This is a genomic window from Streptomyces sp. P6-2-1 (genome assembly GCF_050613165.1).
Classification (GTDB): Bacteria; Actinomycetota; Actinomycetes; order Streptomycetales; family Streptomycetaceae; genus Streptomyces.
On sequence record NZ_CP192513.1, the window covers coordinates 2,687,953 to 2,702,417 of the forward strand.

Consider the following 14,465-nt stretch of genomic DNA (forward strand, 5'->3'; position numbering starts at 1 on the left):
GGATTCCCCCCGTGCGCGGGGGCCCGCCCCTCCGTACGCTCCCGGGGTATGGAGACCTCTGACCGGGAACTGCGCAAGGAACTCGACGCGACCCTCCAGGCCCGTCGCGAGCTGGGCGAGGAGTACGACTCGGCGCTGGTCGACTCCTTCCTGGAGAAGATGGAGCGCCGCGTCGACGAGACGATCGACCGCCGCGTACGCCGCGGCCTCGCGGAACAACAGGTCGTCGTGGCCCGGGGCTCGTCCCCGCACGTCCCCCGCTTCCACGGCAACATCTGGTTCCGCCAGTACGCCTTCGCCCTGATCTCGCTCGTCCTCGCGATCCCCCTCTCGGCGATCGCGGCGGCCCAGGGCGGCACGGCGGGCCTGATCGTGGCCTGGGCGGGAATCGTGGGCGTCAACGTGGCGGCGCGGGTGACGAGTATTTCCAGCCCCTCCGGCGACTGAGGAGCGGGGCGGGGGGCGGAGCCCCACGAGTGGGGCGAAGCCCGAGAACGGGGTCCGGGCGCGGAGCCCGGGGAACGACCGAGCGCGAGGACCGCCGCACCCCCGGCATCGCGGCCGGGGGGCGGGACGACGGCGGTCCCCGCGAGAGGCGTTCGCCCGGGTCAGGCCCGGGCCACCGCCTCCTGGCGTTGGAGGTCCGGGAGCCGCTCCGGAGGTCCAAAACGCCGTATCGGTCGCCGGCCCGGGAGGGGAGCCGCTCCCTCCCTGCCGACACCCACCAATCTGCCGGACCCGTGTTAACGACGCGCTGCGCCCACGTGACGGCCTCGTACCACTTGCCCGGCCACTGCCCCGCTCGCCCGCGCTCCCGCGAGCACGCCCTACTTCCCCGCCTCGCGCGCGAGGAAGGCGAGCAGGTCCTGCCTGCTCACGACGCCGGTCGGCTTGCCCTCCACGAGCACGATCGCCGCGTCCGCCGTACCGAGCACCGCCATGAGGTCGGCGACGGGCTCCCCCGAGCCGACCTGCGGGAGCGGCGCGGACATGTGCTTGTCGAGCGGGTCGCTCAGCGAGGCGCGCTGCGCGAAGAGCGCGTCGAGCAGTTCGCGCTCCACGACCGAGCCGACGACCTCGGCGGCCATGACGTCGGGGTGGCCCGCGCCCGGCTTCACGATGGGCATCTGCGAGACCCCGTACTCGCGCAGGACCTCGATCGCCTGCCCCACGGTCTCCTCGGGGTGCATGTGGACGAGCGAGGGCATCGGGCCCGCCTTGTACTTGAGGACGTCGCCGACGCGCGGGTGCTCGCCCGCCTCGTCGAGGAAGCCGTAGTCGTTCATCCACTCGTCGTTGAAGATCTTGCTCAGGTAGCCGCGCCCGCTGTCGGGGAGCAGCACCACCACGACGTCGTCGGGCCCGGCCTCGCGCGCCACCTCCAGGGCGGCGACGACGGCCATCCCGCAGGAGCCGCCGACGAGGAGACCCTCCTCCTTCGCGAGGCGGCGGGTCATCTGGAAGGAGTCCTTGTCGGAGACGGCGACGATGCCGTCGGCGACGGTCCGGTCGTAGGCGCTCGGCCAGAAGTCCTCACCGACGCCCTCGACGAGGTACGGGCGCCCGGAGCCGCCCGAGTACACCGAGCCCTCGGGGTCCGCGCCGATGACCTTGACCTTCCCGTCCGACGCGTCCTTGAGGTAGCGGCCCGTGCCCGAGATGGTGCCGCCGGTGCCGACGCCGGCGACGAAGTGCGTGAGACGCCCCTCCGTCTGCTCCCACAGCTCCGGGCCCGTGGAGTGGTAGTGCGAGAGCGGGTTGTTCGGGTTGGAGTACTGGTCGGGCTTCCAGGCGTCGGGGATCTCGCGCACGAGGCGGTCGGAGACGTTGTAGTACGAGTCCGGGTGCTCGGGGTCGACCGCGGTCGGGCAGACGACGACCTCGGCACCGTAGGCGCGCAGCACGTTGATCTTGTCCGTGGAGACCTTGTCGGGGCACACGAAGACGCACTTGTAGCCCTTCTGCTGGGCCACCATCGCGAGACCGACCCCGGTGTTGCCGCTCGTCGGCTCGACGATCGTGCCGCCGGGCCGCAGCGCCCCGCTCTCCTCGGCCGCCTCGATCATGCGCAGCGCGATGCGGTCCTTCACCGAGCCGCCCGGGTTGAAGTACTCGACCTTCGCCAGGACGGTCGCCTGGATGCCTTCGGTCACGCGGTTCAGCCTCACCAGCGGGGTGTTGCCGACGAGGTCGATCATCGAGTCGTGGATGTGCACCGTTGTCTCCGGCTTGCGCGTCTAGGGAGCTGGATCAGCTCGTTCCGAGTCACGACAGCCTACGGGGCGTGGCGGCGGGCCGGGGAAAAACCGTTCGCCGAGCGGGGCCGCCCGTGCCCCGTCCTCCGTATGCGCGATTGGCACACCCGCTCCGCGGGGCATTGAGTGGGTGTACGGCTACGAGGAGGTGCTGCGTCGCATGTCGTCGAGGGCGAGGGTGGCACGGAGGATCGCCGCGGGTGCGGCGTACGGCGGGAGCGGGATCGGGCTGCTCGGGGTCGCCGGGGTGGGCCTGCTGCTCGCGGAGGTCCAGCTCGCGAAACGGAACGTGGGCGTGGGCGAGATGGTGGTGCCGCCTCACGCGGACGGCCGCTACGGGCGCACGCTCGCGGCCGAGGGGCCGGGGGCCGAGCCGCCGCCGATCCGCTTCACGATGATGGGCGACTCGCTCGCGGCGGGCCAGGGGGTGCGCAGGGCCAGGCAGACGCCCGCCGCGCTGCTCGCCTCGGGGCTCGCGGCGGTCGCGGAGCGGCCCGTGGAGCTGCGGAACATCGCGCTGCCGGGGGCGCGCTCGGACGATCTCGACCGGCAGGTCTCGCTCGTCGTCTCGGACCCCGAGGGCGTCCCCGACGTGTGCTGCGTCATGATCGGCGCGAACGACGTGACCCACCACATGCCGCCCATGCGCTCCGTGCAGCTGCTCAACGCCGCGGTGCGCAGGCTGCGCACCGCGGGCACCGAGGTGGTCGTGGGCACGTGCCCCGATCTCGGCACGGTGGAGCCCGTCTACCAGCCGTTGCGGTGGCTGGCCCGCCGCGTCTCGCGGCAGCTCGCCGCCGCGCAGACCATCGGGGTGGTGGAGCAGGGCGGCCGCACGGTGTCGCTGAGCGACCTCCTGGGCCCCGAGTTCGAGGCGAACCCGCGCGAGATGTTCGGCCCCGACAAGTACCACCCCTCGGCGGAGGGGTACGCGACGGCGGCGATGGCGGTCCTGCCGACGCTGTGCGCGGCGCTCGGGGTGTGGCCGGCGGACCCGGCCGGGGAGGAGGGCGTGCTCCCGGTGGCGAAGGCGGCGGCGGAGGCCGCGGCCGCGGGCGGTACGGAGGTCGCGGGGCTCCCCGCGCACGGGGGACGGCGGAGCCCGCTGGCTCTCCTGCGCAGGCGCCACGCTTCCGCGGGGAACCCCCCTCGGGGCTCCGGCCCGAACCCGGCCCCTCAAGCGCCGGAGGGGCTGAGAGTTTCCGGTCCGGGTCAATCCAGCCCCTCCGGCGTCTGAGGAGCGGGGTGGGGGGCGGAGCCCCACGAGGCCCCGGTCCGCGGCACCCCCACCCCAGCCCCAGCCCCCGCCCCCGCCCCCGCCATGAGCAAGCGCTTAGAAATGCGGTCCGTGTCACATGCCCCAGCCCGTGACCCGCGCTCTACGTGGCGGTAGCTTCACACTCGTCGCCGCCGTCGCCGCCCCGAGGAGCCCGCCATGCCCGAAGCCGTCATCGTTTCCGCCGCCCGCTCGCCGATCGGGCGGGCGTTCAAGGGGTCGCTCAAGGAGCTGCGCCCCGACGACCTCACCGCGACCATCGTGCGGGCCGCGCTCGACAAGGTGCCCGAGCTGGACCCGCACGACATCGACGACCTCATGCTCGGCTGCGGGCTCCCCGGCGGCGAGCAGGGCAACAACCTGGGCCGCGTCGTCGCCGTACAGCTCGGCATGGACTACGTGCCCGGCCTGACCGTCACCCGCTACTGCTCCTCCTCGCTCCAGACCTCGCGCATGGCGCTGCACGCCATCAAGGCGGGCGAGGGCGACGTCTTCCTCTCGGCCGGTGTCGAGACCGTCTCGCGGTTCGTCAAGGGCAACTCCGACAGCCTCCCGGACACGCACAACCCGCTCTTCGCCGAGGCCGAGGCCCGTACCGCGGCCGTCGCCGAGAGCGGCGCGAGCGAGTGGCACGACCCGCGCGAGGACGGCCTCGTCCCCGACGCGTACATCGCGATGGGCCAGACCGCCGAGAACCTCGCGCTGCTCAAGGGCGTCACGCGCCGCGAGATGGACGAGTTCGGCGTGCGCTCGCAGAACCTCGCCGAACAGGCCATCGCGAAGGGCTTCTGGGAGCGCGAGATCACCCCCGTCACGACCCCGGACGGCACGGTCGTCAGCAAGGACGACGGGCCGCGCGCGGGCGTCACACTGGAGGGCGTCGAGGGCCTCAAGCCCGTCTTCCGCCCCGACGGCCGCGTCACCGCGGGGAACTGCTGCCCGCTCAACGACGGCGCCGCCGCGCTCGTCATCATGAGCGACACGAAGGCCGCCGAGCTGGGCCTGACCCCGCTCGCGCGCATCGTCTCGACCGGCGTCTCGGCCCTCTCGCCCGAGATCATGGGCCTCGGCCCCGTCGACGCGAGCAAGCAGGCGCTCAAGCGCGCCGGGCTCACGATCGACGACATCGACCTCGTCGAGATGAACGAGGCCTTCGCCGCGCAGGTCATCCCCTCCTACCGCGCCCTCGGTGTCGACCTGGACAAGCTCAACGTCAACGGCGGCGCGATCGCCGTCGGCCACCCCTTCGGCATGACCGGCGCGCGCATCACGACCACGCTCATCAACAGCCTCCAGTTCCACGACAAGCAGTTCGGCCTGGAGACGATGTGCGTCGGCGGCGGCCAGGGCATGGCGATGGTCATCGAGCGCCTGAGCTGACCCCGCCCGCGCCGCACCCCGTACGCTCCACGCGCTCCGTACGCTCCACGCGCCCCGAGCGCGCCGTGCGCCCCCCACGCTCCGCGTACGCTCCAACACCCCGTGCGCACCTGATCAATTCGTGACCCGATCTCCCCCGGGATGTGACACAAATCCCGGGGGAGAACTCTTTGTGCAGGTCAGCATGGTTGAACCGGCAAGCATCGAAGGTGCATATCCACCCAAGCCGTGACATTCGGCACTGACAGCGGGCCCTGTCAGGAGCCAAGCTGAGGGTGGACAGTTCGGGGGTCCCGTCGGAATCAGGAGTAACGCCAGTGAGCGCCCTGCCTCTTGCCCTGCTCATCGTCACGGCGGCCGCCGTCGTCGTCGGGCTCGTCGCGCTGCGCGTGGCCCAGGCCCTGCGCCGTGAGCTCGCCGCGCTCCGCGCCGAGCTGGTGCGCGGCGCCGTTCCCGTACACGCGCAGGTCCCCCCTGCCCGTACGGACGCCGACACGATAAGGGCTGCCGTCGCCGACGCCCTCGCCGAGGAGCGCGAGCGCGAACTCGCGGAGGCGCGGGCCTTCTGGGCCGCCCAGGAGGTGCGCGAGAGCGGCGAGACGGGCGGCCTCCCCGCAGGCGCCGACGACCTGTACGCGCCGCGCCCCACCGACCTCGCGGGCCTCGACGCCTTCGCGGAGGTCCACGGCCTCGGCACGGGCTTCGACCTCGCGGAGCTGGACGAGCTGCTCGCGCGCAGCAGGGACGAGGAGCCCGAGCCGGAGCCCGAGTACCCCGAGGACTCCGCCGAGCTGGCCGCCGCGCGGCGCCGCCACCCCTCGCACCCCGACTTCGTCCCCTCGCAGCCGAACCCGATCGGCGACCACGCGGCGACCGTCGCGCGCCTGGAGGCGCTCGCCGCCGCGCGCACGGCGCTGGCGGACGTGCGCCCGGGGCCGCTGGGAACGCTGGACGTCTATGTCTTCGTGGACGGCACCACGCTGTGCGCGACGCCGGGACACCGCGAGACGGCGGAACTCCTCGCGGAGGCGGTACGGGAGGGACGCGAGCCCTTCCTGCTGGGCGGCTCGGGCGTGTCCGGGGCGTTCGCCCTGACGTTCGGCTGCGGCGAGCGGAACGTGTACCTCTTGGCGGACCGCGTGATCACCTCCGCGTGAGCGCCTCCGCGTGAGCACCTCCGCGTGAGCGCCTCCGCGTGAGCGCCCTCCCGGGGCTCCGCCCCGGGCCCCGCTCCTCGAACTCCCCCAGCCCTCGGCCGGGGGACCCCCGGAGGGGCTGGATTTCGGCTGAGGATTCGGGACGTTCAGACCCCTGCCTCTGTGCGGGCCTCTGCCACGAGGGCTGCCGCGCGCTCGACTTCCGTGTCGTCAGCCAACACCCGTGCCAGGTCGTGCGCCGCGACCGTCAGCTGGTCCGCCACCGCGAACATCCCCGCGTCCGGCATCACACGGGGCTCACTCCCCGGCTCCTCACGCTCCTGCGCCCTCACGGCAAGCTCCTGGGCCAACGCGAGCGCCCGCGCGGCGGCTCCCCGCTGAAGACGACTCTGCGGAGCGGCACGAAGGCGGTCGGCAAACTGCTCGACGGCACTGAGAAACGGAGACGTATCAAGCACGCACCCGAGCCTAAGCCCAGGCCACCCCAACCCCGCCCCGCACCATCCAGCCCGCCCTCGACCCGCACCATCCAGCCCCTCCGGGGGTCCCCCGGCCGAGGGCTGGGGGAGTTCGAGGAGCGGGGTCCGGGGCGGAGCCCCGGAAAAACGCGGAGGGGCCCGCCACCCCCGAGAAAGGGTGACAGGCCCCATCCGGCCCCGTCGAAGACGGTCAGTCGTTGCCCTGGAGGATCGCGATCAGCCGCAGGAACTCCATGTAGATCCACACGAGCGTGAGCGTCAGCCCGAAGGCCGCCAGCCACGACTCCTGCTTCGGCGCCCCGTAGCGGATGCCGTCCTCGACCTGCTTGAAGTCGAGCGCGAGGAAGAGCGCGCCGAGCACGATGCCGATGATCCCGAAGAGGATGCCGAGACCGCCGCTGCGGAAGCCGAGGCCGTCGCCGCCGCCGAAGGCGGCGAAGAGCAGGTTGACCGCCATCAGGAGCACGAAGCCCATCGCGGCGGCCATGACGAAGCCGACGAAGCGCCGGTTGACCCGGATGACGCCCGTCTTGTAGGCGACGAGGACGGCGGTGAACGTCGCCATCGTGCCGATGACGGCCTGCATCGCCGCGCCGTCGACGCGCGCGTCGACCGCGCTGCTCAGCACGCCGAGGAAGACACCCTCAAGGGCCGCGTACGTGAGGATGAGCGCGGGGCTGGCCTTGCGCTTGAAGGACTGCACGAGCGCGAGGACCATAGCGACGAGGCCCGCGCCGATCGCGTAACCGTAGGACTTGCCGATGTTCGCCTCGTCCACCGGCAGCAGCGTCCACGCGAGCGCCGCGAAGACGATGAGCGTGCCGAGGGTGCCTGCCGTGCGGGTGACGACGTCGTCCATCGTCATGCGGTCGGCGGTGGGCGGGGCCTGCGGGACGCCGTACTGGACGTCCGCCTGCGCGTAGGGGTTGTTCGCGTACGGGTTCCCCGCGACCGGTGCCGGGACGGTCCCGACGGCTGCTCCCCCGGCCTGCGGTGCCGCGTGGAAGCCGGCGGAACCGTTGTCGCGGCTGAAGCCCCGTCGCGAGAAGACCGGGTTGCTGCTCCTCATCTCACTCCTTCATGGCCACCCTGTGTGGCCTTGCGCTCCAGAGTAATGCTTAGGCAAAAGGAAGACTCTAGTGCTTGGGGAGGATCTTTCCTCCCCGCGCAGGAGAAACGAGCCGTACGCGGCGTGTGTTCCCGCTCACTCCTGCGCGGCCCGCAGCAGTTCGCCCCGTACCGCCGCGCTCCCCACCGCCACCGTCAGCGTCCGCCCCGGTCCCCGCGCCGCGTCCGCCTCGCCCGTGATCCGCGGCCGTCCGGGCCGGTGGCCGAGCCCGTACCGCACGAGCGCCGTCTCGCGCCCGCACCACACCTCGGCGAAGACCGGCCCCTCGGGGGTGCGCGCGTAGGGGCCGAGCGGGTACTCCACGGGCTCGTCGGCGGGCGGGGCCTCGGTGCGCAGGTCCACGAGGGGCCGCGCCGAGCCCGTACGACGCCCGACGACGCCGCAGCGCCCGTCGGCCGCCACGTACACGAGGAAGCGGTCGGGGCCGCTGCGGACCGTCGCGAGAACGTGGCGGGCGAGCAGGGGGGCGGGAGCGGCCGGGGCCACGGGCGCGGCGGGGGCGGCCGGAGCCGCGGGCGCGGCGGGGGCGGCGGGGAGCGCGGCGAGCGGGACGGGGGACGCCGAGGCCGCGCCGTCCTCGTCCGCGTACAGCCCGGCGCGCAGCGCTCCCGTACCGCCGTCGCCGCAGCCGGTGAGCAGGGGCGCGGCGAGGAGCGTGCAGAGCAGGAGCGCGGCGGTACGGGGCAAGGGGACTCCTCGGGAGGAAGAAGGGGGGCGAACGGGGCGGCAGCGGGGCGGCGCGGCGGGGAAACCCGCAGTCTCCCCCGGCGCCACCCCCGCCCGTCGTCCTTCCGCGCCCGTTCTCACCCGGGTGGGTGAAGGCGCTCCCCGTCCCGGGTTGCCGGGCCCGGCGCGCCGCCCGAGGCTGAGCGGGAGCCGTACCGAGCGAACCCGGGCGCACACGCCGCGTGAGGTGTGGTCCCGGGCCCCGCCGGGCACCCGAGCGGCTCCCGCACCCGGGGCGCGACACGCGGACCCCGTCCGCCGCGCCCCACCGCGAAGCGCGAAGGAGACCCGCAGTGGCCGACCCGATCTCCACCAACAACACCGGCATCCCGGTCGAGAGCGATCAGTACTCGCTCTCGGTCGGCCCCGACGGACCGATCCTGCTCCAGGACAACTACCTCATCGAGAAGATGGCGCAGTTCAACAGGGAGCGGGTCCCCGAGCGGGTCGTGCACGCGAAGGGCAGCGGCGCCTACGGGACCTTCGAGGTCACCAACGACGTCTCGCAGTTCACGCGCGCCGACGTCTTCCAGCCTGGCCGCCGCACCAAGATGCTCGCCCGCTTCTCGACCGTCGCCGGGGAGCAGGGCTCGCCCGACACGTGGCGCGACCCGCGCGGTTTCGCGCTGAAGTTCTACACGCAGGAGGGCGTGTACGACCTCGTCGGCAACAACACGCCGATCTTCTTCATGCGCGACCCGAGCAAGTTCCAGGACTTCATCCGCTCGCAGAAGCGGACGATCCCGAGCGCGCTGCGCGACAACGACATGCAGTGGGACTACTGGACGCTGTCCCCCGAGTCGGCGCACCAGGTCACGTACCTCATGGGCGACCGCGGCATCCCGAAGACGTACCGGAACATGAACGGCTACGGCTCGCACACCTACCTGTGGGTCAACGGGGCCGGGCAGCGGACCTGGGTGAAGTACCACTTCCACTCGGACCAGGGCGTCGACCACATGACCGACATGGAGGCCGCCGCGATGGCCGGGGAGGACGCCGACCACCACAGGCGCGACCTCTTCGACGCGATCGAGCGCGGCGACGCGCCCTCGTGGACCCTGTACGTGCAGACGATCCCGTACGAGGACGCGGCCTCGTACCGGTACAACATCTTCGACGTGACGAAGACGGTGCCGCACAGCGACTACCCGCTCATCGAGGTCGGGCGGATGACGCTGCACACCAACCCCACGGACTTCTTCACACACATCGAGCAGGCCGCCTTCGACCCCTCGGACCTCGTCCCCGGCATCGGCCCCTCGCCGGACAAGATGCTCCAGGCGCGGCTGTTCTCGTACGCGGACACCCACCGGTACCGCATCGGGACCAACTACACGCAGCTGCCGCCCAACCGCACGGTCAACGAGGTGCGCTCGTACGCGAAGGACGGCGCGATGCGGCACTTCGAGCCGAACGTGGCGCGCCCGTACGCCCCCAACTCCTACGGCGGCCCGAGCGCCGACGAGGAGCGCTGGAACAAGCCTGCCGGGTGGCTCGTGGACTCCGCCGAGATCGTCCGCGCGGCGTACACGCTCCACCAGGACGACGACGACTTCTCGCAGCCGGGCACGCTCGTGCGCGAGGTCATGGACGACGCCCAGCGCGACCGCCTCGTCGGCAACGTGACCCGCCACCTCCAGAACGGCGTCTCCCCCAAGGTCCGCGAGCGCGCCTTCGAGTACTGGCGCAACATCGACCCGTCGGTGGGCGACCGCATCGCGGCCAACTTCGGCTGACGCACGGGGATTTCTACGGCTACGGGCCCGCCTCCGCTTTCTGCGGGAGGCGGGCCCTCGCGCGCGCCGCCGCAGCCCGTGAGGGAACCGCGTACCGCCGGGGTGCATGGGGGAACCACACACTGTTGCGCTAACGTCACTCCCCCGAAGGGCCTTCGCACGTGGGGGAGTTGGGGGAATAGTGGCGAATACGGCGATCCGGGACAGGCTGCCGACCGTGTACCCGGACGGTTCGCTGACCGGGCCGCCCGCGAGCGAGTCGCGCGGCGGCTCGGCCAACCTCATCGACGCCGCCCTGTGCCTGGCCCTCGCGATCCCGCTCGGCTTCGCCGGTTTCGCGGCGTACGCGTCCGCCACGGACGGCGGCGCGCGGGGCACGTGGACGACCGCGGCCCTGCTGTGGGGCGCGGCCCTGCTGGTCTCCTTCGTCAACCACGTGCTCCTGGGCCGGCTGGTGCGGCGGCAGCCTCGGCAAGCTCATGCTCGGCCTGCACGTGGTCCGTACCGAGGACGGTCGCCGTCCCCGCTTCTGGCACCTGGTGGGCCGCTGGCTCGCGGGGCTCGCGCTGGTGCCCTTCGGGGTACTGATCCTCGCCATCGCGCTGGCCGGTGCCGCCGGCTTCGACGCGCCGCTGTCCGTGAGCGAATGGCTCGGTATCAGCTCCGTCCACCGCGAGGTCCCGGACGGACCGGCGGTGACGCGGGCGGAACGGACCGCCGCGGACGAGGCGGCGGCGAAAGACCCCCAACTCGCGGCGCACGAGGCACTGGTGCGCGAGAAACGGGCACGGAAGGACCGGGCCGGCGAGCGCGAGGCGGTGGCGCGGCGGGTACGGGAGGGACGGGGCGGCCGTCCCGCCTACGGCAGGCGGCTGGGGGCCGCGCTCCTCGACTTCGTCCTCACACCAGTGGCGGGCGTCGTCCTGTGGTTCGCGGTCCTCCTGTCCGCCCCGGACGACCGCCTCATGGACGACACCACCCTCTTCTGGGGCGCCCTCGGCGGCTCGTGCCTCCTGTGCTCGTACCTCAACCGCGTCCTGCTCAACCGCACCCTGCACGGCACCCCCGGCCGCCGCGCCTTCGGCATCCGCCTGGCCGTCACGAAGACCGGCCGCCAGCCCGGCATCCCGCGCCTCAGCCTTCAATGGCTCCTCGGCCTCGCCCTCGCCCCCCTCAGCTTCTTCTTCCTCCTTTTCGGCGCCGCACCACCCGCGCAGAGCCTTGTCGGCCTCACGGCCGTACCGGCGCGGGAACGCGGCGGGCCCCGGATCACCGCGCCGGCCTGACGACGAACCACGGAAATAACGTGACCTCTTCCGAACCACCTTTTCCACAAAGGAAGTTCATCATGACGTGCCTTATCCAGGCCGACCCCGACGTGGAGCGGCCGTGACCTCGGCGCCCGATCCGCTCCCGGCCCAGGACCCGGCCCGGGAAGAAGAAGAACCGGAGCCCGGCTCAACCCGCCGGCATTCCTGGGCCATGGTCATCGACTTCCTCTTCGCCGCGGTGGCGGGCACCATCGCGACCCTCGTCCTCACTCCGAAGTACTACGCCCCGGGCGAGGCACATTCGACCGCCGTGGACTGGGGCATCGCAGCGGCCTGCTACCTCGGCTGCTCCTTCGTCAACCAAGTACTGCTCGCCCGCGTACTCCACGGCAGCCTCGGCCGCCACGTCCTGGACATGCACGCGGTCATGAAGGAGACCGGCCGCCCGGTCGGCCTCCCCCGCCTCGCCCTGCGCTGGCTCATCGGCTTGCCCACGCTGCCTGTCGGATTGCTCGGTTTCTTCTTGGGTGGCTTTCCCTACCCCATGGAAATCCTGGGTATCACCGTGGTTCGCAGGGACTAGCCACGTCGACCGGCTCACGTAACCGGCCCTCGCATCATCACATCACTACGGGGAGAACATCGTGAAGTACGCATACCGCACACCCGCCCTTCCCCACCGCCACTTCTGAGGCGGCGGCCATGGGATTCAAGGGACTGGACGACAAGCGCGCCCCCCAACTCGCCTCCGCCATCACCGTCACGGGCGGCGCGTACGCCATCCAGGGAAACCTCGTCGACCAGATCCTCAACAAATGGGCGCTCGGCATCGACGTGCAATTCCACCAAGAGGCGAGGTGGGCCGAGGACAACGCGAAACACGTCTGGCACATGCTCAAGTTGACCATGGAGGACCCTTCCGCCACGCTCGGGAACGGGGCGCTGGCCGGTGTCCTGGAGACCTGGATCGAGTACAAGGGCGCCATCAAGTCGTGGAGCGCCATGACCGGTATCGAGGCGGCGCTGCGGCTCTACGACAAGTGGAAGGCGGGTAAGAACGTCACCGCCGCCCAGAAAGCGCTGGAACTCAGCCGGACAATCGCGGGGCTCGGGTCAAAGGACGCGGCCGCGGCGGAACGGGCCATCACGGAAGCGCTGGCCAAGTCCAAGAATGTGGTGAACGCGTTCAAGGAACCGTGGAAGTGGCAGAAGCTGCTCGGCGGCGTGCTGGACAAGTCGAAGTTCTGGCTTCCCGACTGGCTGCGGAAGATTCCTAAGAACGCCCCGGGCGCCGGCGTCCTCAGCAAGATCACCGTCCCGCTCGCCGCCATCCACGGCATCAAGGAGATGTTCACGCCCGACCACAGCGGCGCCCAAGCGTGGGTCGACCGCGGCATGGGCGGCGTCGAACTCGTCGGGGCCGGTATGGCCGGGGCCGGGATGATCGCCGGGGCGAGCGGGACGATCGCGGGTGTCACTGTCGCCGCAGCCGTCCCCGTCGTCGGCTGGGCCGCCCTCGGCGTGACCGGCGCCTATTTCCTCGGCACCTGGGCCTGGGACAAATGGGGTGACGACGTCAAGGGCTGGGGGAAGAGCAGTGCGAAGGCGATCGGTAACTGGGGGAAAGACCAGGGAAAGGCGATCGGTAACTGGGGGAAGGACAAGGGGCAGGCCATCGGAAATGCAACCAAGAACGTCTATGACGGCGCGAAGAAGGGCGCCGAGGACGCTGTCGACGGCGCGGTGGACGGCGCCAAGAAAGTCGTCAAAAACGTCCTTCCCGGCCCTCTCAAATCGTTCGCCCACTGGTGACCCGGCCTTTCTCCGCAAAAGAGCCATTGCCTCCCCAGAGGAACGCCCGCAGGAATTCAGCGAAGGAACCCCATGCCTCTTTCCGAACTCCCCGAACTCGACGTCGAGATAGGCGAGCTCCGCGCCGCCGTCACCAGGGAGCTCTCCGACGGCGGGAGCCGGCACCTGCTGCGGCTCACCGACGAGGAGATCGCCGTACTGGACCCGGATTCCCTCAAGGAGTGTGTCGCCCCCACCCCGCGTCTCGCCGGGCTCTCCGAGCAGGAGCGCGACTGGTCGTACAGGATCGCGCTGCGCTCGCTCGTCTCGCGCGAGGCCGTGGACGTCGCGAACATCGAGGAACTGGACGCCCTGATCCGCCGGACCGAGGGCACCCCCGAGGCCGACCGGCCCTCGGGCGTCGATCTCGACCTGCGGATGACGACGGACGTGAGCCTCGCCCTCACGCTGCGCCGCACGCCCGAACGCGCGCTCGTCGCCGAGCAGCACACATCGGGCGGCACGACGCACACGGTCGTCTACGGGCACACCCCCGGCCTCTACCTCGTCGAACGCGTCACCGGCGGCGGCCTGCACTTGTTCAGCCTCGCGGCCTCGGCCGCCGACGCGGCAGAGGCCGTACGGCTCGCGGTCGACCCCTTCGAGATCGCCGACAAGGACGGCCCGGTCCGGCACCTCACGCCGCAGCAGATCGCCGCGCAGGATGTCGGTACGCGACTGAGCGGGGTCATCGACACGGCACTCGTCGTCGGCCAGGTCGTCCGCCTCGCCGACGTACCCGGGCCACTGCTCACGACGTACGCGACGGACCGCGAGGTGTGGACGGTGTACGTGGAGCGGCCCGACGCGCCTTCCGGCATACAGGCCCGCGCGGTCGGCCCGGGGACGCTCGGCGCGATGCTGCGGGCGCTCCTCGCGCTGCCCGAGCCGGAGGCGGGCGAGTGAACCGCGAGGTGGAGGCCCGCGAGGACCTGCGCAAGCTCAAGCGGTTCGCGGACGAGATCGAGCGCGCCATGGACCTCATCGACCCGCTCGCGGGCACCGACACCTGGAAGGGTCCCCGCAGCGAACGCTTCCGCGAGGACTGGGCGAGCCGCCAGAAGGCCGTCAGGCGGGCCCTCGCGGACGCGCGGGGCCGCATGCAGGCGAAGGTCACGGAGGTGGAGCGCGAGGAAGAGGAGAAACGGCGCAAGAAAGCGGCGGGGGGCGGCTGAGAACCGGCCCCCTGGTGCGATGGCGCC

Annotated in this window: 14 protein-coding genes; 10 read left to right on the forward strand and 4 right to left on the reverse strand. The window is 71.8% G+C overall.

What is annotated here, in order from left to right:
• Positions 1-48: 48 nt before the first annotated feature.
• Complete coding sequence (locus ACQYWQ_RS11630; RefSeq protein WP_431034289.1) at positions 49-447, forward strand: hypothetical protein; 399 nt, start codon at positions 49-51, stop codon at positions 445-447.
• 380 nt (positions 448-827) lie between these two features.
• On the opposite strand, the gene ACQYWQ_RS11635 is transcribed toward ACQYWQ_RS11630, so the two are convergent.
• Positions 828-2,216, reverse strand: a complete 1,389-nt coding sequence (locus ACQYWQ_RS11635) for a cystathionine beta-synthase (protein ID WP_431034290.1) — start codon at positions 2,214-2,216, stop codon at positions 828-830.
• A gap of 199 nt (positions 2,217-2,415) precedes the next feature.
• On the opposite strand from ACQYWQ_RS11635, the gene ACQYWQ_RS11640 reads away from it, so the two are divergent.
• The 3 genes from ACQYWQ_RS11640 to ACQYWQ_RS11650 all read left to right on the forward strand — a co-directional run bounded on the left by ACQYWQ_RS11640 (position 2,416) and on the right by ACQYWQ_RS11650 (position 6,068).
• Entirely contained in the window at positions 2,416-3,492 is a 1,077-nt protein-coding gene (locus ACQYWQ_RS11640; protein WP_431034292.1) for an SGNH/GDSL hydrolase family protein, read from the forward strand.
• A 198-nt stretch (positions 3,493-3,690) separates the two neighbouring features.
• Positions 3,691-4,911, forward strand: coding sequence for an acetyl-CoA C-acetyltransferase (locus ACQYWQ_RS11645; RefSeq protein WP_431034294.1), 1,221 nt, complete (start codon positions 3,691-3,693; stop codon positions 4,909-4,911).
• 317 nt (positions 4,912-5,228) lie between these two features.
• Entirely contained in the window at positions 5,229-6,068 is an 840-nt protein-coding gene (locus tag ACQYWQ_RS11650) for a hypothetical protein (RefSeq protein WP_431034295.1), read from the forward strand.
• A 146-nt stretch (positions 6,069-6,214) separates the two neighbouring features.
• Here ACQYWQ_RS11650 and ACQYWQ_RS11655 read toward each other — a convergent pair whose 3' ends face one another.
• The 3 genes from ACQYWQ_RS11655 to ACQYWQ_RS11665 all read right to left on the reverse strand — a co-directional run bounded on the left by ACQYWQ_RS11655 (position 6,215) and on the right by ACQYWQ_RS11665 (position 8,363).
• Complete coding sequence (locus ACQYWQ_RS11655; protein ID WP_431034296.1) at positions 6,215-6,526, reverse strand: hypothetical protein; 312 nt, start codon at positions 6,524-6,526, stop codon at positions 6,215-6,217.
• Between the two features lie 211 nt (positions 6,527-6,737).
• Positions 6,738-7,616 (reverse strand): Bax inhibitor-1/YccA family protein, encoded by an 879-nt coding sequence (locus ACQYWQ_RS11660; RefSeq protein ID WP_431034298.1) that lies wholly within the window; start codon positions 7,614-7,616, stop codon positions 6,738-6,740.
• 135 nt (positions 7,617-7,751) lie between these two features.
• On the reverse strand, positions 7,752-8,363 hold the full coding sequence (locus ACQYWQ_RS11665) for a hypothetical protein (protein WP_431034299.1): 612 nt from the start codon (positions 8,361-8,363) through the stop codon (positions 7,752-7,754).
• Positions 8,364-8,695: 332 nt separating this feature from the next.
• Between ACQYWQ_RS11665 and ACQYWQ_RS11670 the strand changes: the two genes are divergently transcribed.
• The 6 genes from ACQYWQ_RS11670 to ACQYWQ_RS11695 all read left to right on the forward strand — a co-directional run bounded on the left by ACQYWQ_RS11670 (position 8,696) and on the right by ACQYWQ_RS11695 (position 14,438).
• Positions 8,696-10,141 (forward strand): catalase, encoded by a 1,446-nt coding sequence (locus tag ACQYWQ_RS11670; protein WP_431034300.1) that lies wholly within the window; start codon positions 8,696-8,698, stop codon positions 10,139-10,141.
• A 479-nt stretch (positions 10,142-10,620) separates the two neighbouring features.
• Entirely contained in the window at positions 10,621-11,427 is an 807-nt protein-coding gene (locus tag ACQYWQ_RS11675; RefSeq protein WP_431034302.1) for an RDD family protein, read from the forward strand.
• A gap of 103 nt (positions 11,428-11,530) precedes the next feature.
• Positions 11,531-11,995 (forward strand): RDD family protein, encoded by a 465-nt coding sequence (locus ACQYWQ_RS11680; RefSeq protein WP_431034303.1) that lies wholly within the window; start codon positions 11,531-11,533, stop codon positions 11,993-11,995.
• Positions 11,996-12,114: 119 nt separating this feature from the next.
• Positions 12,115-13,224 carry a hypothetical protein gene (locus tag ACQYWQ_RS11685; RefSeq protein ID WP_431034304.1) on the forward strand — a complete coding sequence of 370 codons (1,110 nt, stop codon included), beginning with the start codon at positions 12,115-12,117 and terminating at the stop codon, positions 13,222-13,224.
• 72 nt (positions 13,225-13,296) lie between these two features.
• Entirely contained in the window at positions 13,297-14,169 is an 873-nt protein-coding gene (locus ACQYWQ_RS11690; protein ID WP_431034306.1) for a hypothetical protein, read from the forward strand.
• Entirely contained in the window at positions 14,166-14,438 is a 273-nt protein-coding gene (locus tag ACQYWQ_RS11695) for a hypothetical protein (protein ID WP_431034308.1), read from the forward strand. The genes ACQYWQ_RS11690 and ACQYWQ_RS11695 overlap by 4 nt, the downstream gene beginning before the upstream one ends.
• Positions 14,439-14,465: the final 27 nt, after the last annotated feature.